Source organism: Pseudomonas sp. efr-133-TYG-5 (genome assembly GCF_030209175.1).
Classification (GTDB): domain Bacteria; phylum Pseudomonadota; class Gammaproteobacteria; order Pseudomonadales; family Pseudomonadaceae; genus Aquipseudomonas.
In genome coordinates this window covers 431,250-448,805 of record NZ_JARVSM010000006.1, presented here as the reverse complement: position 1 = coordinate 448,805, position 17,556 = coordinate 431,250, and the positions used below count along the sequence as shown (strand labels likewise).

Sequence of the window (17,556 nt, the reverse complement as noted above, 5' to 3'; positions counted from 1 at the left end):
TCCGCCCTTGCGCACGTCTGCGCAAGGGCGGACACGACCTGGGTGGCGCCGTTACTCTATCTGCCCACGGAAGCCGATCGGCCCTTCGTTGGCATAGGTATTGGTGCCACTGAGGTTTTTCCCTCCGTCATTGGAAGTGACGCTCAGCGCGACAACGTTCTGGTTGTCCCGACCGCCGATGACCCAGTTGCCGCCTTCATGCCATGGGGCGCTGCTGCCACCCCACTGGTTTTCGACCTTGTACTGGTTCTGGCCGGTGCGCTGGGCCTTGAAGCCAATGGGGCCTTCGCCGGCGTAGGTCATGGTGCCGGTGAAGCTTTTGCCGCCATCGCTCGACTTGATGTCGATAGCGACGACATTCTGGTTGTCCCGCGCGCCCAGCACCCAGGTTCCACCCGGATGCCAGGGTGCCGAACTGCCGCCCCATTGATTCGCCACTGCATATTTAGACATGAACCTCATCTCCTTGAAGTTTCGGGAGACCTGCCCGAGGTTGACGGCAGGCCGTGCAACCGTGCGTTTCCGATCGCACGCCTGAGAGCCTAGTAGGGCCTGCCGAATGGCAACAGGCCAGTAGACCAACGGTAAAAAAGCCTGACGCAGAGCGGCGAAACAGACCACAGCTGCTACAGTTTTTGGCATTGCCCTATTCGCCGCCGGAGCTGGTCACGGCATGAGTGAGCCACAATCCCAACCGCTACTGCGCGCCCCGACACCGACACAACCGCGCCTGTCGTTCTGCGAAGCCAACCCACGCGACCTCAAGCGCTGGATCGCCAACCTGCCCAAAGCCAATATCGGCGAGACCGCCCGGCAGCTGTATCAGGGCCTGGGTGAACTCAATCAGTTGCTGACGCCCAGCGACAATCGCCTGCATCTGCTGGAGCTGCTACGCCCCGAGGTGTACTTCGTCTGCCAGCATCTGCAGCGGCATTTCCTGCACCAGGCGATCGTGCTCGACGAGCGCTCGCGCAAAATCGTCAACCTGTGCCAGGCCCTGCAAAGCCAGTTGGCCATCGGCTACAAACAGATCGTCCTGCGCATTGCGCCCAAATACAGCAAAGAGCGCGCGACGCTGCTCGCACACGCCTTGCAACGGGCCGCGCATGCGCTCAAGAGTCAGCTGCTGCGCGCCACGCAGCTGTACAGTCCGGCGCCGGAGCACCTGTGGTTCGAACTGCATCAGCTGTACCGCACGGCCTGCCAGTTGCAGCTGCAACAGCGCATGGTGCGTGACGAGCTGGCCAGCCTGACCGGCGAACTGAGCGTCGAACAGACCTACCTGGCCACACTGCTGCTGGGCAGTGCCCGTTGCAATCAGCTGCGGCAGAACCAGATCGCCCGGCTCGCGGAAGCCCTCGAACCGTGGAGCGCGTGGCTGAAACTGCGCCCCGGCGCCGCGGCCGAGGGTTTGTTCGCGATCTCCCCGCAGCTCGACGTCGGCCCGCGCTACCGCAGCATGTTCCGCAGCGAGCAACAGGCCGGGCTGCTCGGTTTCGATCCACAGCCACTGGTGGCCGCCATCGAAGCCCAGCTGCTGCACCGTGAAGGCACGACGCCGCTGCCGGTTCCGCCCGGCCTGAGCCTGGACACCCTGCAGCACCTGCACGCAACCTGGGGCCAGGCTGCCGAGCGCAGTTTCCAGCGCACCGTCGGCCAGGGCAGCCTGACCCTGTGCGTCGGCATGAGCGCCCTGCACTTCTACCTCGGCGGCGAGCGCTCGTTCAGCGACATGCTCAAGCACCCCGGGATGCGCACGGCGAACTTCCGCAGCGCCGTGACCCAGGGTGAAAAGGACAGTTGGAGCCAGGCTTTCGACGCCGCCCCGCAGAGCAAGAACGACGAGTTGTTGCCCTACGAGGAAATCAGCTACGAACCGCTGATCGATGACAACGATAGCGCCGACCAGCCGCCCCACTATCCAACCTACACCTTGCCGGTGATCAACCACAGTCCCGGCGGCTACTGCCTGGCCTGGCCGAAAGAAGTGCCTGCCGAGTTACAGGCCGGGGAAATGCTCGGCATCCACGACGCGACCAGCCTGGGCTGGAGCATTGCCGTGGTGCGCTGGCTGCGGCAGGAACGTGGCGGTGGCACGCAGATGGGCATCGAACTGGTGGCGCCGCATGCGCAGCCGTGCGGGCTGCAGCTGGTGCGCTCGCGGGACGATCACAGTCACTACCTGCGCGGTTTGCTGCTGCCGGAAATCAGCGCCATCGACCTGCCGGCCACCCTGCTCGCGCCGCGCCTGCCGTTTCAGGAAGGCAGCAAAGTGCTGATCAACACTCAGGGCGAAGAACACCGCGCCGGACTGGATCGGCGGGTGGCGAGTACACACAGCTTCAATCAGTTCGCCTATCGCTCGCTGGAGGCCGCACCGAATGGCGCGAGCGAGGAAGATTTCGATTCGTTGTGGAAATCACTTTAGGCGCTCGGCGATACATGGGGGGTGCAGCCTTGGCGAGCAGGCTCGCTGCCACCTTGGATCTGTGGCGTTCACACATCACCTGCGGGAGCGAGCCTGCTCGCCAAGGGGTGCGCTGAGGTTAGCGAGACCTCAGAGCTGCCCGTCGCGGTCGCGGAAGCCGAGCAGATACAGCACACCGTCCAGCCCCAGTGTCGAAATTGCCTGCTTGGCCGACTGCTTGACCAGTGGCTTGGCGCGGAACGCCACGCCCAACCCGGCAATGGCCAGCATCGGCAGGTCATTGGCGCCATCGCCGACGGCGATGGTCTGCTCCAGACGCAAACCTTCCTTGTGTGCCAGTTCCTTGAGCAGATCCGCCTTGCGCTGCGCGTCGACAATCGGCTCGACCGCCACGCCGGTGCACTTGCCGTCGACCACTTCCAGCTCGTTGGCGAACACGTAGTCGATGCCGAGTCTGGCCTGCAACTGTTTGGCGAAGTAGGTGAAGCCGCCGGAGAGGATTGCGGTCTTGTAGCCCAGACGCTTGAGTTCGGCGAACAGGGTTTCCGCACCTTCGGTCAGGCGCAGCGAGGCGCCGATCGAGTCCAGCACGCTGACGTCCAGGCCTTTGAGCAGGGCCAGGCGCTCCTTGAAACTGGCGCGGAAGTCCAGCTCGCCGGCCATCGCCCGCTCGGTGATTGCCGAAACCTGGTCACCCACGCCCGCCGCCTTGGCCAGTTCGTCGATGACTTCGGCTTCGATCAGGGTCGAGTCCATGTCGAACACCGCCAGGCGCCGGTTGCGGCGGAACAGCGAATCTTCCTGGAAAGCGATGTCGACGTTCAGTTCCTGGGCGACGCTGAGGAATTCCGCGCGCAAGGCCTGCGGATCGGCCGCTTCGCCACGCACGGAAAACTCGATGCAGCCCTTGCCCTTGTCGGCCGGGGTGTCCAGCGGCATGCGACCCGACAGACGGTCGATATGGTCGATGTTCAGGCCATATTTGGCGGTGATCGCGCTCACGGCTTGCAACTGGCCGGCGGTCACCTTGCGCGTCAGCAGGGTAACGATGTGACGTTTCTTGCCCTGATTGCCCACCCACTGCTGGTAGTCCTCTTCGGACACCGGGGTGAAACGCACCTGCTGCTCCAGCTCATAGCCCTTGAACAGGATGTCCTTGAGCACCGACTGGCCCTGCTCGGTGTCGGGAATCTCGACCAGGATGCCGAACGACAGGGTGTCGTGGATCACCGCCTGACCGATGTCGAGGATGTTCACACCACCCTGGGCCAGGACGCCGGTAATGGCCGCAGTCAGACCCGGACGATCCGGCCCGGTGATGTTTATCAGGACGATTTCGCGCAACGCGCACCCCCGCAACTGGAAAAAAACCGCATTCTACCCACTTTCAGTGACCATCGGGCACCGTGAGCGCTTTGCCGGTCTAGGGCCTGTCGCTATACTGCGCGTCAACTTCACGGACAAAAGAGCCGAGCTCAGTGAACCGGCCCACGCCAGTTAAAACCGATAACTTCTTCCTGCTGATCTTCCGGGCACTGCGCCACCGCCGTGTACCGATTGCATTGCGCATTGCCAGCCATAACGTGATCCTGGTCGCCCTGGCCCTGGTGATCTATGCCTGCGTGATGGGCCTGCAGTTCAAGCAGGCCATGCACGAGCAGGCCGATGCGCTGGGCGAAAGCCTGACCACGCAGACCGCCACCTCCGCCACCGAGCTGCTGGTGTCCAACGACATCCTCAGCCTCAACGTGCTGCTCAACAACCTGACCAAGAACAAACTGGTGGCGCACGCCGCCATCTACAGCGTGGACAACCGCATCCTCGCCGAGTCCGGTCAGCGCCCCAAGCACAGCCTGCTGGGCGAAGCCGAGGGCATGTACGAGAGCAAGATCACCTTCCAGGACGTGACCGCCGGGCAACTGCGCATCAGCCTGGACATGGACCAGTTCCAGCAGCCGATGACCATCAGCCTGCAGAGCATGGGCATTCTCAGTGCGATTCTGCTGGCGTTGTCGCTGGCGCTGAGCCTGCGCCTGGGCCGGCACATCTCCACGCCGCTGCTGCAACTGCGGGTGTGGCTGCGGCGGATCGACGAGTACACGCCGGGCATCGAGCGCCAGGACGAAATCGGCGATCTGGCGCGCCAGCTGCACGCCAACTACGCCCCGGAGCCGACCGTGCCCGAGCCTGAGCCGGAACCCGAGTTCGAGGATGACGACGTCGAGCCGGAGTTCGAGGTGCGCAACCTGCGCGACCCGAGCTTCGACGAGACCCGGCCTCTGGCCGCGCAGAAACCGGCACCACGCCACGTGGTCAGCACCGTCGAAGACGATGATGACGAAGAAGATCCGTTCGCCGACCTGCGCGACGAAGCGTTGACCGCGAGCGCACCACCGGCGGTGCGCCAGCCTACCCCGAGCGTGCCACAGCACACGGCGGTGCTGGCGGTGCAGCTGGGCTCCCAGGAGCAACTGCGACGTCTGCCGCGGGCACGCCTGGAAGAGCTGCTGGAACGCTATCGCGATTGCCTCGACCAGGCGGCCTCGCTGTATCAGGGCGAGATCGAAACGCTCAACGATGGCAGCACGCTGATGCTGTTCCACACCGAAGACAGCGGCGACGACTATCTGACCAATGCAATCTGCTGCGGTGAGCTGCTGCGCGCGCTGGGCCACCAGTTGCAGATCGAAGTCGCTGACAGCGGCATCACCCTGCAACTGCAGCTGGGCCTGACCCTGGGCGATGAACTGTTCGGTCTGAGCCAGATCGACCTGCTGCTGACCGACTCGGCGCAGGACGCCCTGGCCCTGTCGCAACACAGCCGCAACCTGCTGCTGGTGGAGCGCAAGATCAGCGACGACGCGTTGATCCGCCAGCGTGCGCGGATCCGCCCGATTGCCAGCCCTGAGGGCGCCTGCTGCGTCGAGCGCTTGATGGAGCCGTATCCATCGATGCTCGAACGACAACTGGCGCGGATGCATGAGCGTCGGGCCTAAGCTGTAGGCCAGAAGCATGAAAGCCCGCAGACAAGCGATTGTCTGCGGGCTTTTTTGTTGCCTGTGCCAGCCCCTTCGCGAGCAGGCTCGCTCCCACACTTGATCAGCGACACCCACATCCCTTGTGGGAGCGAGCCTGCTCGCGAAGAGGCCAGCGCACACCCTGCCACCTCGCAACGTATCCCCCCTCCCCGTGGGAGCGAGCCTGCTCGCGAAGGCGTCAGCACTGACACCCGGATCCCACTCCCCAGACACGACAAAGCCCGCACTCGGCGGGCTTCGGTTTTGACTCAACGCATGATCAGAAGCGGAACACTTCCATATCGGTGCGAATCGGCGATGCCATCGGAATCTTCGGCTGCTTCTCGGCTTCCGCCGCCGGTGCGGCCGGTTTCGGTGCGGCCTTGCGTGGTGCCTCGGCCACCGGTGGCTGGTTGGCCAGTGGCTTGAGCGCGACCGACAGCTGTTCGGCCAGACGCTGCAGCAATACGCCCTGCGCCTGTACCTGGGCAGCCGTGGAGCCGGCATGCTGCTCCTGCAGATGAACGATGCGGTTATCCCGCACCTTGCCGCGACGGTCGATCAACCGCCATTGCGCATCGAGGATCGCCGGTTGCTTCGCGCCGGAGTCCAGGCGGGTGATGGTCAGCAACACCTGCACATCCGGGGTGAAGCCCAGGGTGGCCGGCGCCAGTACTACGCGCTGGCTGTCCAGATGGCCAGCAACCTGACGCAGCAGCAACTGGTCGATGTCCGACGAAAGGCTGCCAGCCCAACGACCATCGGTCGCTGCCTGCAGGCTGCCATCCGGTTGCCGTTGCAGCAAAGTCTCGCGTTGCAGGTAGTCGGCCACGACGACCGGACCCAGTAAAACCGCCATGCCTGCGCTTTGCGCAGGCTGAGCCGGACTGCCGCTGTCCAGCTGATACAGCGACACCGGCTGGTGTACGCTGCAACCCGCCAGGCCCAAAACGCCGGCGAGCAGGAAAATAAGGGGGCGCAGAGCAGTCATCATCCCGTCCAGGTGGCCGCCACAAGGCTGACCACAGTGAAAATACTCAATAAATATGAAGAACGCTCGGCCACGCCGGCGCTTGGAAAGGCCATATCATCCGTGAATATGCCTTCCGACTCCAGCGCCAAAGCGTCGATCTACGCGTTAAATCGTAGATCGAGCCCTCTAGGGTGCCGTTCTTGCCAATTTTTCCCGCCGCGCCGGGCTTTCGGGTTATTCCCGAAAGCAGGCCAGGGCCTGCTTCAAGGCAACAACGTGGCACAGGAAATCGGCGAGAACGCCGTCCTCGCCTAATTGAGGTTTTCGACGAGCAGCGCATCGACCCGCTGGAAGCCCCGCGGCAGTTTATTGCCACGCCGCCCCCGTTCACCCTTGTAGTGTTCGAGGTCGTCGGCCTTCAGTGACAGGGTCCGTTTTCCGGCCTGCAGCACCAGGGTGGCGCCTTCCGGAAGCACGGCGATGTCCGTGACATATTCTTCGCGACTGGCCACGCGCTCACCGGAAATCCCGATGATCTTGTTGCCCTTGCCCTTACCCAATTGTGGCAGATCGCTGATCTTGAAGATCAGCAGGCGACCTTCGGTCGTCACCGACGCCAGCCAGTTCTGCTCGCGGTCGGCCACCGGCCGCGGCGCGATGACCTTGGCGTTGTTCGGCAGGCTCAACAGGGCCTTACCGGCCTTGTTCTTGGCCTGCAGGTCCTCACCCTTGACCACAAAACCGTAACCGGCGTCGGAGGCGATCACGTACAACGCATCATCCTCCGGCATCAGCACGCACTCGAACGTCGCCCCCGGCGGTGGCGTCAGGCGGCCGGTCAATGGCTCGCCCTGGCCGCGGGCCGATGGCAGGGTGTGTGCGGCCACCGAGTAACTGCGGCCGGTGGAATCGATGAACACCGCAAACTGGTTGGAGCGCCCCGCCGCCGAGGTCTTGAAGCCGTCGCCAGCCTTGTACGACAGGCCGGTAGCGTCGATGTCGTGGCCCTTGGCGGAGCGGATCCAGCCTTTTTCCGACAGGACCACGGTGACTTTCTCGTTCGGCAGCAGATCGTGTTCGGTCAGCGCCTTGGCTTCGGCGCGCTCGACGATTGGCGAGCGGCGGTCGTCGCCATAGGTTTCGGCGTCTTTGAGCAGCTCGCTGCGCACCAGCTTCTTCAGCTTGGCTTCGCTGCTCAGCAGGGCCTGCAGCTTGGCCTGTTCCTTGAGCAGTTCGTCCTGCTCGTCGCGCAGCTTCATTTCTTCCAGGCGTGCCAACTGCCGCAGACGGGTGTCGAGGATGTAGTCGGCCTGGATTTCGCTGAGGGCGAAGCGCTCGATCAGCTTGGCTTTGGGGTGCTCCTCGGTACGGATGATGTGGATCACTTCATCCAGGTTGAGGTAAGCGATCAGCAAACCGTCCAACAGGTGCAGGCGGCGCTCGACCTTGTCGAGACGGAATTGCAGGCGGCGACGCACGGTCAGCACGCGGAATTCCAGCCACTCGACCAGCAGCGCACGGAGGTTTTTCAGTTGCGGCTTGCCGTCCAGACCGATGATGTTGACGTTGACCCGGTAGGTCGACTCCAGCTCGGTGCTGGCGAACAGGTGCTGCATCAACGCTTCGTGATCGACGCGGCTGTTGACCGGGATGATCACGATGCGGCACGGGTTTTCGTGGTCGGATTCGTCACGCAGGTCGGCGATCTGCGGCGCTTTCGACGGCTTGGCCTGCATCAGCGCGGCGATCTGCTCCAGCACCTTGGCCCCGGAGACCTGATGCGGCAGCGCGGTGACGATGATGTCGCCATCCTCGACGTGGTACACGGCGCGCATGCGCACCGAGCCCTTGCCGGTTTCGTACATTTTCAGCAGGTCGGCGCGCGGCGTGATGATTTCCGCTTCGGTCGGGTAGTCCGGGCCCTGAATGTGTTCGCAGAGCTGTTCGACCGTGGCTTTCGGCTCGTCGAGCAGGCGCACGCACGCGGTGGCGACTTCGCGCAGGTTGTGCGGCGGCACATCGGTGGCCATGCCGACGGCGATACCGGTGGTGCCGTTGAGCAGGATGTTCGGCAAACGTGCCGGCAACACCAGCGGCTCCTGCAGGGTGCCGTCGAAGTTAGGGCCCCAGTCAGCGGTGCCCTGGCCGAGCTCGCTGAGCAGCACTTCGGAATAACGCGACAGGCGCGCTTCGGTGTAACGCATGGCGGCGAAGGACTTCGGATCGTCCGGCGCACCCCAGTTGCCCTGGCCGTCGACCAGCGTGTAGCGATAGCTGAACGGCTGCGCCATCAGCACCATCGCTTCGTAGCAAGCCGAGTCGCCGTGCGGGTGGAACTTGCCGAGCACGTCACCGACGGTACGCGCCGATTTCTTGTGCTTGGAATCGGCGTCCAGGCCCAACTCGCTCATGGCGTAGACGATACGCCGCTGTACCGGCTTCAGGCCGTCGCCGATATGCGGCAGGGCACGGTCCATGATCACGTACATGGAGTAGTTGAGGTAGGCATTTTCGGTGAAGTCAGCCAGCGAGCGGCGTTCTACACCGTCCAGGCTGAGATCAAGGGAGTCGCTCATGCGGGCCTCATCGGTTCGTTGTCTGGCGCAGCAGCATGGTGCCACCGCGCTGGGTAAATTCAAGTTTGTTCAGGGCGCTCATGCCGAGCAGCACCTGGTCGCCATGCAGCCCCGGCGCCACCAGTGCGCGGACGTCGCGCAGCACGATGTCGCCCAGTTGCAGGCGGTCGATTCTGGTCCGGTAGCCCTGGCTCAGGCCGTTGGCCGTGCTCAGGGTCACACCGAAGCCTTCTTCCAGTTTCAAGCGTTTGGCCAGATCCGCCGGGATCGACACATCGGTGGCGCCGGTGTCGAGCATGAACTCCACCGGCTCGCCGTTGATCTGGCCGCTGGCGACAAAATGCCCTTGGGCGTTGCCGGCCAGTTTCACTTCGATCACGCCGCCATGCTGCTCGGACGTGACCACTACGTTCGGATTCTGCTGACGCGCTTCCCACTGGCCGAAAAACCGCGTGGCCAGAAACAACCCCGCGCACCAGGCCAGAATCATCAGCACCCGACCGGCACGCTTGCCCGGTGGCTGCTGGCTCACGGCTTGGCGCTCCAGCCACCTTCCGGCGCAGCGAAGCGCCAGACGACCGGGCGCACCTCACCGTCGGCGCGGGGGCCGAAATTGTTGTCGACGCCGACCCACGCGCCCTCTGCGTCAACGATCAGTGCCTCTTCCAGCCCGAAGTTCTGCGAGTAACGGCGATTGGCCTGCAACAGCTCGGCGGCGTACGACCAGCAACGTTCGACCTTGGCGGTCTGCGCATCGCGCCGACAAATCTGGAAGGCGTTGCGTTCGAGGGTAAACAATTTGCCGTTGAACAACGAAAGGTCGGAAAAGTCGCGATCGACCGCTTTGGCATTGGGGAACTGCGGCGGTTGCATCTCCTTGCCGCCCTCGCTGAGCAGCACGCAACGACCGTCGCAATCCCACACCGTCTGCTGACGCTTGATCAGCAGCAAGCCACGGTTTTGCCGTTCGGCGGCCAGCCATATCTGATCGCCCGCCGGGTTGATCGCCAGACCTTCGAAGATCGCATTGAAATGCAGGAGCATGCCACTGGCCCGCGCTTCGCGAACCATCATCGGCGAGATCTTCAGCCAGTTGACCGGGCCGCTGACGGGCACCTGCAAGACCGCCGCGTGGCCCTCGCTGACAATGTAGCGATTGCCGGCGCTGTCGCAGCTGATGCCTTCGAAATCCAGGTCGCCACCGCGTACGAACGACGCGGCCCAATTGCGCGAGCGCAATCCCCACGGCAAACCGGTTTCCGGCACCTGGGGTACGTCGATGTGCAAGGCTTCGGCCTGCCAGACCTGATCGGCGGTATTGAGCCGATAGATCTGATCGTCATCGCGATCCGACACCGTCCACAACTCGCTGCCACACAGGGCCAGCCCCGACAGGTTACCGCCGCGCATGCCGGCGACCGGGTGTTCGGAGAGCACGCGCAATTCCTGCAACGGCTCCGCCGACACGCTCATCGCACTCAGCAGTAACGCACCCGCCAGGGCCCAGCCAAAGCGCATCAGGCCAGCACCTCGGCCAGGTTGCCCTTGGATTCGAGCCAGGTCTTGCGGTCACCGGCACGTTTCTTCGCCAGCAGCATGTCCATCATTTCCGAGGTTTCGGCGAAATCGTCGCCCAGCGTCAGTTGCACCAGGCGCCGGGTGTTCGGGTCCATGGTGGTTTCACGCAGCTGTGGCGGGTTCATTTCACCCAGGCCCTTGAATCGGGTGACCTGTGGCTTGCCGCGCTTCTTCTCGGCCACCAGACGGTCGAGAATGCCGTCGCGCTCGGCCTCGTCGAGGGCGTAGTAGATCTCCTTGCCGAGGTCGATGCGGTACAGCGGCGGCATGGCGACGTAGACGTGACCTGCATCCACCAGCGGGCGGAAATGCTGGACGAACAGCGCACACAGCAGCGTGGCAATGTGCAGGCCGTCGGAGTCGGCGTCGGCGAGGATGCAGATCTTGCCGTAGCGCAGCTGGCTCATGTCCGCAGCGCCCGGGTCGACCCCGATGGCCACGGCGATGTTGTGCACTTCCTGACTGGCCAGCACTTCGCTGCCATCGACTTCCCAGGTGTTGAGGATCTTGCCGCGCAACGGCAGGATCGCCTGGAACTCCTTGTCCCGCGCCTGCTTGGCCGAGCCGCCGGCGGAATCACCTTCGACCAGGAACAGTTCGGATCGCATCGGGTCCTGCCCGGCGCAGTCGGCCAGTTTGCCCGGCAGTGCCGGACCCTGGGTGACGCGTTTGCGCTCGACTTTCTTGCTCGCCTTGAGGCGACGGCCGGCGTTGTTGATCGCCAGTTCGGCCAGGGCCAGACCGGTTTCCGGGTTGGCGTTGAGCCACAGGCTGAAGGCGTCCTTGACCACACCGGAAACGAATGCCGCCGCTTCACGGGACGACAGGCGCTCCTTGGTCTGGCCGGAGAATTGCGGTTCCTGCATCTTCATCGACAGAACGAAGGCGATCCGCTCCCAGACGTCTTCCGGCGCCAGCTTCACGCCGCGCGGCAGCAGGCTGCGGAATTCGCAGAACTCGCGCATCGCATCGAGCAGGCCCTGGCGCAGACCATTGACGTGAGTACCGCCCTGCGCGGTCGGGATCAGGTTGACGTAGCTTTCCTGCACCGCGTCGCCGCCTTCGGGCAGCCACAGCAGCGCCCAGTCGACCGCTTCCTTGTTGCCGGCGAGGCTGCCGCAGAACGGCTCGTCCGGCAGCCGCTCGAACTCGCTGACCGCGTCGACCAGGTAGGAACGCAGGCCGTCTTCGTAATGCCACTCGACTTTTTCGCCGGTGCCTTTGTCTTCGAAGCTGACCAGCAGCCCCGGGCACAGCACAGCCTTGGCCTTGAGCACGTGCTTGAGGCGGCTGATGGAGAATTTCGGCGAATCGAAGTATTTCGGGTCCGGGGCGAAGTACACGCTGGTACCGGTGTTGCGCTTGCCGACGGTGCCGACGATCTCCAGTTCGGAGGCCTTGAAGCCGTCCTTGAAGGTCATCTGGTATTCGTTGCCGTCACGCTTGACGCGTACCCGGACTTCGGTCGACAAGGCGTTGACCACGGAAATACCCACCCCGTGCAGACCGCCGGAGAACTGGTAGTTCTTGTTGGAAAACTTGCCGCCCGCGTGGAGCTTGGTGAGGATCAGCTCGACGCCCGACACGCCCTCTTCCGGGTGGATGTCGACCGGCATGCCACGGCCATCGTCGCAGACTTCCAGCGAGTGGTCGGCGTGCAGGATGACCTGCACCGACTTGGCGTGGCCGGCCAGGGCTTCGTCGACGCTGTTGTCGATGACTTCCTGGGCGAGGTGGTTCGGCCGACTGGTGTCGGTGTACATGCCCGGGCGTTTGCGCACCGGGTCGAGGCCCGAGAGGACTTCGATGGCGTCTGCGTTATAGGAGCTAGCGCTGGGAGTGGCCATAGGGTCTCGTCGTCAGTGATTCAATGAAAAAGGGGCAAGCGTTCACAGTGCGGTGAAATCGATTGCCTGATACAAATCGGCGCCAATGCCGGCAAAACTCAACAACGCCGGCAATTGCCCGGCAAAGCCCTGGAAACCATGGTCGCCGCCGGCCTGGATGCGCAAGGCGCAGGCCCGGTAATACTGCTGGGCATGGCGATAATCCAGGGTTTCATCGCCGGTCTGCAACCACACCTGATAACGCTGCGGGTCCAGGGGCGCCGGCACTTCCAGTTCGGCCAGCGCCGTCACGTGGTCGTGGGTCAGTTCCCAGGTCTCGTCGGTATACAGGTTTTTCTGCGTGCCCAGATAACCGTCGAACATCCGGTGCGGGCTGACGGCCGGGTTCACCAGCAGGGCCTTGAGGCCATGGCGCTCGGCGAGGTGAGTCGCATAGTAGCCGCCGAGCGAGCTTCCCACCAGCAACGGCCGGCCGAGTTCGGCGATTGCCTGCTCGAGCTGACCGATGGCCTCGCGCGAATGGTGATGCAGGGCCGGCACGCGCAGCTGCTCGCTCAAACCCAGGCGCTCCATCACCGCGACCAGCTGGCAGGCCTTTTGCGAGGCCGGGGCGCTGTTGAAACCGTGGATATAGAGGATCGAACCGGACATGTGAGCTCCCTGGGTGTCGGCGAAAGATAGCGGAGTTTACAGGGAGTCAGGCAGATCGTGGGTGTTTGTGCGGACGCCCCCGCGAGCAGGCTCGCGCCCACAGAAATACGCCTCCCAATGTGGGAGCGAGCCTGTTCGCGAAGGTCCCACCTCGATATTCAGTAACCGTTGGAACCGTAATCGACCGTGAAGTCGAACCCGGTGACACGCTCGACGCCGGTTTCGAGGCGACCATCCGGCAACAGCCGCAACCAGCGATACCCCGGCGCCTGCTCGCCGACCTTGAAGTCGGTGCTGCCCGGCTCGAACTGAATGCAGGTCGACGGCGAGGCCATCAGCCGCACGCCATTGCGTTCGCGGTCGATTTCCTGATGCACATGCCCCCACAGCACGGCACGGGCCTGGGGAAAGCGGTCCAGCACGTCGAAAAACGCTTCGGGATTGCGCAGGCCGATCGGCTCCATCCAGGCGCAGCCGATCGACACCGGATGATGGTGGAAGCACACCAGGTGATGGCGCTGCGGCGCCTCGCTCAACGAACGCGCGAGCAATTGCAGTTGCTCATCCTGTAAATAGCCCGGCACCGAGCCCGGCACCGCCGAATCGAGCAGCGTCACCCGCCAGTTGCCGATGTCCACCACCGGTTCCAGCAGCGCACTCTGCACGGCCGCTTCGGCCATGACCTGGGGTTCGTCGTGGTTGCCGGGAATCCAGCGCGCCGGCGCCTGGATCTGTCGCGTCAGATCGCGAAACAGCTGATACGACTGCAGCGTGCCGTCCTGGGAAATATCGCCCGTCGCCAGCAGCAGATCGATCTGCGGCTGCTGCTCCAGGGCCAACTCAATGACCTTTTGCAGGCTGTCGCGGGTGTTCATGCCCAGCAGCGTGCCATCCGCCTCGGCGAACAAATGGCTGTCGGACAATTGCACCAGCAGCGCGGCGTCGGCAGTGGTCAGCGTCGATACGCTCGGCAAGGCGTTCTCCCAGAGCTGGATCAGGGGATCGGATAGGTGGCGCAATTATGCTGGGGGATCGGGCAAAGAGGAAACCGCTGAACCGGACGCAGTTCACAACTTGCGCCGGTCAGCGCACCGCCGCGTACTCGTGGCCGCAGGCCAGACAGTGGCTCAGCCACTCCCCCAGGAACAGATTGAGCTGGGCCTTTTCGTCCGGCTGGTGCATGGCCGCGTTCGGGTAAGGATAGATGCCGCGAAAGCGTCGTGCATGTTCGGCGCTGATCACTTCGGCCATGCGCGCGTCGTGATAGACCTGCACTTCCAGCTGCGGCACCGGCAGCCACGGCAGGCTGTGTTCCTGGCGCACCTGCAGGGTGGTGGTGTACGGGCAGGTCTGCAGCACTTCGAGGGCCAGCACGCCGAGCATCTGCTCGCCCTGGGTCACGGCGATGCGCCGCGCCTCGGGATCGTTGCGCATGTCCGGCAGCAGTCGCATCAGGCGCGCGTAGTTGGCCTCGCAGGCGGCTTGCAGCCCCGCAAGGTCAACCCGATAACGATCGCGCAGCTTGTTTACGACCATAACCCCCTCACTTCGGCGCGATTGAGCGCCAGCCATTGCAAGGCGATGATGCTCGCCGCGTTGGCAATCCGTCCGTCGCGTACGGCCTGCAGGGCATCTTCAAAGGCCCAGACCGTGACGCGGATATCCTCGGCCTCTTCCTCCAGCCCGTGCAGGCCACCAACGCCTTCGGTGCTGCAACGTCCCAGGAACAGATGCACGAATTCGTTGCTGCCGCCCGGCGACGGAAAGTATTTGGTCATCGGCCACAGGGCCTGGATGTCCAGCCCAGCTTCCTCCTGCGCCTCGCGGTGAGCAACTTCTTCCGGCACTTCGGCCTTGTCGATCAGACCGGCGACCAGTTCCACCAGCCACGGGTTGTCGGTCTTGCCCATGGCACCGACGCGAAACTGCTCGAGCAGCACCACTTCATCGCGCTGCGGATCGTAAGGCAGCAGGCACACGGCATCGTGACGCACGAAGACTTCGCGGTTGATCTCGCGGCTCATGCCGCCGGCGAACAGTTCATGGCGCAGGTGCAGACGGTCGAGCTTGTAGAAGCCCTCGTAGCAGCGCTCGCGCTTTACAACGTCGACGGTGGCCGGAGTGGCGTTGGCAAAATCTGTCATGAGCATCCTCTCTTACTGCAGATCCAATCCGAGGTTGCTTTTTGTGACCGGCAATCTCGACTTCGCGCCATCCTAACGCGCCCGTGCCGTTTGATGCAGCCCCTTTACCGTCAGCGGGATGGACGGTGACGGCGAAACCCACTCTAATTAGCTTAGTGGCGAACTGACCGCTTCGTTGACAGTCGAAGCGGTAACTTTTTGCCTTCCCCTGCTTCAGAAAGGACGCCCATGTCGCTTTTCAAAATTGCCTCCGTGGCCGCCATCGCCCTGACCCTGGGTGCCTGCGCCAGCCTGTTCCAGCCCAACTACCGTGCGCCGCTGGAAACCACCCGCGACGCTTCGGAAACCCTCAAGCCCGGCTGCAGCAATCCGGACTGTCCGCTGGTGAATATCGATACCCTGCGCTTCCCGGCAGAGCCGGCGCTGGACGGCATCATCGAAAAACGCCTGCTGCAGATGACCCGCACCGAAACGAACGCGCCGGTGGCGCCGACGCTGGCCGCCTACCGCGAGCAGTTCCTGCGCGATGCCGGCCCGCGCAACAGCAGCTACCTGCAGGCAAAAGTACGCGAGCAGCATGACGGACTGGTGATCATCGAGCTGTCGAGTTACCTCGACACCGGCGGTGCCCATGGCACCCCGGGGCGCGGTTTCATCAACTATTCGCGGCAGCAGCACAAGGTGCTGAACCTGGCGGACATGTTGCTGCCAGGTCAGGAAGAGGCGTTCTGGAAGGCGGCGCAAGTGGCGCACAACAGCTGGCTGATCAGCACCAAGCTCGATCAGGAAGCCGAGTTCGTGAAGAGCTGGCCGTTCGTCAAAACCGCGAACGTGGCGCTGACCTACGGCGCCGTGGTGCTCAAGTACGACGTGAGCACCATCGCGCCTTACGCGTTGGGTCACGTCGAACTGAAAATCCCTTACCCGCGCCTGAACGGCATCCTCAAGCCCGAGCTGTTTCCCGGCCGTAACTGAAGGCCCGGCCCAGCACCAGCTGCAACAGCCCTGCCAGCACCAGCGCCGGCAGGGTCGCACCGACGTCCGGATACAGGTTGGCCAGCAAGTGATAGGTGCTGATGCCACCCAGCCAGGCCAGCAGCGCCGGCCAGCGCAAGGCGGCTGACGCGACCTGGGCACGGCGCTTGCGCAGGATGAAGTGATCGACCAGCACCACGCCGAACAGCGGTGCGAACACCGAGCCGATCAGCAGCAGGAAGTTCTGGTACTGCGCCAGTGGCGCCAGCAGCGCGATCAGGGTGCAGATCACGCCGATGGCCAAGGCCAGGTGCTCGACTTTCAGGCGCAACAGAATCCCGCTGGACACCGCAGCCGAGTGAATGTCGGCGAAGGCGTTTTCCGACTCGTCGAGCAGAATCAGCAGCAGCGGAATTCCCAGCCCGGCACCGGCCAGTGCCAGCAGCAGCGCATTGACTTCACCGCTCGGCGCGAAGGCCAGGGTGTAGGCCACGCCGAGGCTCATCAGCCAGAAATTACCGATGAAGAACCCGATGGCGGTGCCGCCGAACACGTTCTTCGCGCGCTTGCCGAAGCGCGAGTAGTCGGCGATCAACGGCAGCCAGGACAGCGGCATGGCGATGGCAATGTCAAAACCCACGGCGAACGGCATCGAACCGTCCCCGCTGCGCGCCCACAGCGCGGCCAGATCGGCCTTGGCGAACAGGTTCCAGGTCAGCCACAGGCACGCCGCCAGAATCAGCCAGATGCCCCATTTGCGCAGGATCCTGCGGACGAATGTCAGCGGCCCGCTGACCGCGAGCAAGGTCGCCAGAGCACCGAAGCACAGCGTCCACAGCATCGGGCTGGCCCACAGCGAACCGTCGCTGAATGCACGGCTGCCGAGCAGGCTGGCGGCGTCGCGCATGACGATGATTTCGAACGAGCCCCACCCGATCAGTTGCAGCAGGTTGAGCAGCGCCGGCAGGCTCGCGCCTTGGCGGCCGAGGCTGAGTTTCAGTGCGGCCATCGAGGACAGGCCGGTGTCGCTGCCGATCACGCCGACCGCGGCCAGCAGCAGGACGCCGACCAGCGTGCCGAGGAAAATCGCCAGCAATGAGCCCGACAGGCCCAGCCCCGGCGCCAGCAGCGCACCGGTCTGCAACACCATCAGGCCGACACCGAGGGAGAACCACAGGGAAAACAGGTCGCGACCGCCGAATACACGCTTGTCGGCGGGCACGGCGAGGTCGGGGGAATACGTGCTGAGTTGAATGCTCAAGGGTGTTATCTCAAAAAGGAGCAGAGAAAAAACTGCAGGCTGCGAGCTACAAGTCAGAAGCAGTACGCGGACTGCTTCTGATCTTGCAGCTTGTAGCTTGCAGCTC

At 63.8% G+C, this 17,556-nt stretch carries 15 protein-coding genes; 3 read left to right on the top strand and 12 right to left on the bottom strand.

Translation table 11 applies throughout. The features are described from left to right. Positions 1-51: 51 nt before the first annotated feature. Positions 52-453, bottom strand: coding sequence for a lectin OAA family protein (locus QRN70_RS20985; protein ID WP_285419814.1), 402 nt, complete (start codon positions 451-453; stop codon positions 52-54). Between the two features lie 220 nt (positions 454-673). On the opposite strand from QRN70_RS20985, the gene QRN70_RS20980 reads away from it, so the two are divergent. Further along, positions 674-2,428: a cyclic-di-GMP receptor FimW-related protein gene (locus tag QRN70_RS20980; RefSeq protein WP_285419813.1), complete on the top strand. Its 1,755-nt coding sequence runs from the start codon at positions 674-676 to the stop codon at positions 2,426-2,428. Between the two features lie 129 nt (positions 2,429-2,557). Here QRN70_RS20980 and serB read toward each other — a convergent pair whose 3' ends face one another. Then, positions 2,558-3,772, bottom strand: coding sequence for a phosphoserine phosphatase SerB (gene serB / locus QRN70_RS20975; protein WP_285419812.1), 1,215 nt, complete (start codon positions 3,770-3,772; stop codon positions 2,558-2,560). Between the two features lie 134 nt (positions 3,773-3,906). Between serB and QRN70_RS20970 the strand changes: the two genes are divergently transcribed. Further along, positions 3,907-5,424, top strand: a complete 1,518-nt coding sequence (locus QRN70_RS20970; protein ID WP_285419811.1) for an AhpA/YtjB family protein — start codon at positions 3,907-3,909, stop codon at positions 5,422-5,424. Between the two features lie 301 nt (positions 5,425-5,725). Here the strand turns inward: QRN70_RS20970 and QRN70_RS20965 are convergent, their stop codons facing one another. The 9 genes from QRN70_RS20965 to QRN70_RS20925 form a co-directional block, all read right to left on the bottom strand. After that, on the bottom strand, positions 5,726-6,436 hold the full coding sequence (locus QRN70_RS20965) for a PqiC family protein (RefSeq protein ID WP_285419810.1): 711 nt from the start codon (positions 6,434-6,436) through the stop codon (positions 5,726-5,728). Between the two features lie 293 nt (positions 6,437-6,729). After that, the gene (parC, locus tag QRN70_RS20960; RefSeq protein WP_285419809.1) at positions 6,730-8,994 is read right to left on the bottom strand and encodes a DNA topoisomerase IV subunit A; all 2,265 of its coding nucleotides are present in this window, start codon (positions 8,992-8,994) and stop codon (positions 6,730-6,732) included. Positions 8,995-9,001: 7 nt separating this feature from the next. After that, complete coding sequence (locus QRN70_RS20955; protein ID WP_285419808.1) at positions 9,002-9,526, bottom strand: retropepsin-like aspartic protease family protein; 525 nt, start codon at positions 9,524-9,526, stop codon at positions 9,002-9,004. Beyond that, positions 9,523-10,512, bottom strand: a complete 990-nt coding sequence (locus QRN70_RS20950; RefSeq protein ID WP_285419807.1) for an esterase-like activity of phytase family protein — start codon at positions 10,510-10,512, stop codon at positions 9,523-9,525. The genes QRN70_RS20955 and QRN70_RS20950 overlap by 4 nt, the downstream gene beginning before the upstream one ends. Further along, on the bottom strand, positions 10,512-12,419 hold the full coding sequence (gene parE, locus QRN70_RS20945) for a DNA topoisomerase IV subunit B (protein ID WP_285419806.1): 1,908 nt from the start codon (positions 12,417-12,419) through the stop codon (positions 10,512-10,514). The genes QRN70_RS20950 and parE overlap by 1 nt, the downstream gene beginning before the upstream one ends. A 42-nt stretch (positions 12,420-12,461) precedes the next feature. Beyond that, on the bottom strand, positions 12,462-13,070 hold the full coding sequence (locus QRN70_RS20940) for a YqiA/YcfP family alpha/beta fold hydrolase (protein WP_285419805.1): 609 nt from the start codon (positions 13,068-13,070) through the stop codon (positions 12,462-12,464). Between the two features lie 158 nt (positions 13,071-13,228). Further along, positions 13,229-14,044, bottom strand: a complete 816-nt coding sequence (gene cpdA / locus QRN70_RS20935) for a 3',5'-cyclic-AMP phosphodiesterase (RefSeq protein ID WP_285419804.1) — start codon at positions 14,042-14,044, stop codon at positions 13,229-13,231. Between the two features lie 109 nt (positions 14,045-14,153). Beyond that, entirely contained in the window at positions 14,154-14,606 is a 453-nt protein-coding gene (locus QRN70_RS20930; protein WP_285419803.1) for a DUF1249 domain-containing protein, read from the bottom strand. Continuing rightward, complete coding sequence (locus tag QRN70_RS20925) at positions 14,597-15,214, bottom strand: NUDIX domain-containing protein (RefSeq protein WP_285419802.1); 618 nt, start codon at positions 15,212-15,214, stop codon at positions 14,597-14,599. Before QRN70_RS20925 ends, QRN70_RS20930 begins: the two co-directional genes overlap by 10 nt. Before the next feature lie 228 nt (positions 15,215-15,442). On the opposite strand from QRN70_RS20925, the gene QRN70_RS20920 reads away from it, so the two are divergent. Then, positions 15,443-16,189: an RsiV family protein gene (locus QRN70_RS20920; protein WP_285419801.1), complete on the top strand. Its 747-nt coding sequence runs from the start codon at positions 15,443-15,445 to the stop codon at positions 16,187-16,189. On the opposite strand, the gene cytX is transcribed toward QRN70_RS20920, so the two are convergent. Continuing rightward, entirely contained in the window at positions 16,158-17,450 is a 1,293-nt protein-coding gene (cytX, locus tag QRN70_RS20915; RefSeq protein ID WP_285419800.1) for a putative hydroxymethylpyrimidine transporter CytX, read from the bottom strand. The genes QRN70_RS20920 and cytX overlap by 32 nt on opposite strands. Between the last annotated feature and the right edge of the window lie 106 nt (positions 17,451-17,556).

Coding starts and splice junctions, on each gene's coding strand:
- QRN70_RS20940 (WP_285419805.1), bottom strand. CDS start 13,070: ATGTCCGGTTCGATCCTCTATATCCACGGTTTCAACAGCGCCCCGGCC.
- QRN70_RS20930 (WP_285419803.1), bottom strand. CDS start 14,606: ATGGTCGTAAACAAGCTGCGCGATCGTTATCGGGTTGACCTTGCGGGG.
- parC (WP_285419809.1), bottom strand. CDS start 8,994: ATGAGCGACTCCCTTGATCTCAGCCTGGACGGTGTAGAACGCCGCTCG.
- QRN70_RS20985 (WP_285419814.1), bottom strand. CDS start 453: ATGTCTAAATATGCAGTGGCGAATCAATGGGGCGGCAGTTCGGCACCC.
- parE (WP_285419806.1), bottom strand. CDS start 12,419: ATGGCCACTCCCAGCGCTAGCTCCTATAACGCAGACGCCATCGAAGTC.
- QRN70_RS20925 (WP_285419802.1), bottom strand. CDS start 15,214: ATGACAGATTTTGCCAACGCCACTCCGGCCACCGTCGACGTTGTAAAG.
- QRN70_RS20950 (WP_285419807.1), bottom strand. CDS start 10,512: ATGCGCTTTGGCTGGGCCCTGGCGGGTGCGTTACTGCTGAGTGCGATG.
- QRN70_RS20980 (WP_285419813.1), top strand. CDS start 674: ATGAGTGAGCCACAATCCCAACCGCTACTGCGCGCCCCGACACCGACA.
- QRN70_RS20965 (WP_285419810.1), bottom strand. CDS start 6,436: ATGACTGCTCTGCGCCCCCTTATTTTCCTGCTCGCCGGCGTTTTGGGC.
- QRN70_RS20920 (WP_285419801.1), top strand. CDS start 15,443: ATGTCGCTTTTCAAAATTGCCTCCGTGGCCGCCATCGCCCTGACCCTG.